Genomic DNA, 1,167 nt, shown 5'->3' with positions numbered 1-1,167 from the left:
GCTTTTACCCTTGTAATGTGCGCCAAGCGATTCGGCGGCATCTTCAAGCACTGGAACACCATACCGCTCACAGATTGGCAGCAGCGCGTCCATGTCAGCACTTTGCCCGTAGAGGTTGACCAGCACAACGCATGCAGGCAGCCGGCTCTCGCGCTTGGCCCACTCAAAAGCGCGTTCCAGCGCTGCGGGCGACATGTTCCAGGACTGGGGTTCGGAATCAATGAATACCGGCTTTGCTCCGCAATAAAGGATGGGGTTGCAACTGCCGACAAAGGTCAGTGAGGAGCAAAATACGGTATCTCCCGGTTTGACGCCCAGCAGGACCAAGCCCAGGTGAATGGCGGCAGTTCCTGAACTGACCGCTGCGGCGTGCGCAACCCCGACATGCTCGGCCAGTTCGCGTTCAAACCCATCGACGTGAGGGCCCAACGGTGCAATCCAGTTGGTCTTGAAGGCATCTTCAACGAATACCGTTTCCTCTTCACCAAGATGCGGGGACGACAACCAGACACGTTGTGCCAGCTCACGACTGAAAACGATATCAATGGGTCGGCCGGCCGTGTCGACGATTGGCACATGTGCAATGCCGTGGACATCCATCAGTTTCTTGATATCAACCAGAGAAGAAGACTCATCGGCGGTCACTGGTGGCCGTGAAGGCAACGTCGTCAGGGCTGCGTCGGGAGATGCTTTATCGATCACAGCGCGACGCAAATCGCCATCAGTCACCGTCCGAACCAACACACCTCGCGTATCGACCGCCAGGAGAATACCCTGCGCGGTGCTGTCCATCGTCGTCAATGCCTGCATCCAGGGCAGGTCACCGGACACGCAAAGGTCTTCAAATCGCGCAGTGTGCATGATCAAACCCAATGTATGGAGGCGTTAATAAGTATTGACCTTGTCCAGGATATCTGGCGCAATGCTCTGGGTAGCGAGAAGATGAACGATGCGGGCACCTGCTTGGCCGTCACCATAAAAATTTCCGGGAGGAAATCGACCATGATCAAGTCCAGATCGAATCGCTTTCGCTATGGAGTCGCTGTCGTTGGTGGAATCAATGGTGTTCACATTGCGTTGTCTGGCGCGTTGCCGGTTGCCAATATTGACAACCGGCGTACCAAAGCTAGCGGCTTCGATAACGCCCGATGACGAATTTCCAATAAG

The 1,167-nt window shown here is 55.4% G+C and carries 2 protein-coding genes; both read right to left on the bottom strand.

Annotated elements, in window-relative coordinates:
* Window positions 1-861 (bottom strand): aminotransferase class I/II-fold pyridoxal phosphate-dependent enzyme (locus AC1DWI_RS23920; protein WP_477726008.1); only part of this gene is annotated, 861 nt, incomplete at its 3' end.
* A gap of 24 nt (window positions 862-885) precedes the next feature.
* The coding region (locus AC1DWI_RS23915; RefSeq protein ID WP_477726007.1) for a UDP-N-acetylglucosamine 2-epimerase at window positions 886-1,167 on the bottom strand (282 nt) is incomplete at its 5' end.

Source organism: Polaromonas sp. P3_C2 (assembly GCF_056402675.1).
Note: the sequence above shows the minus strand (reverse complement) of the source record. Positions and strands in the feature narration are given on the sequence as shown.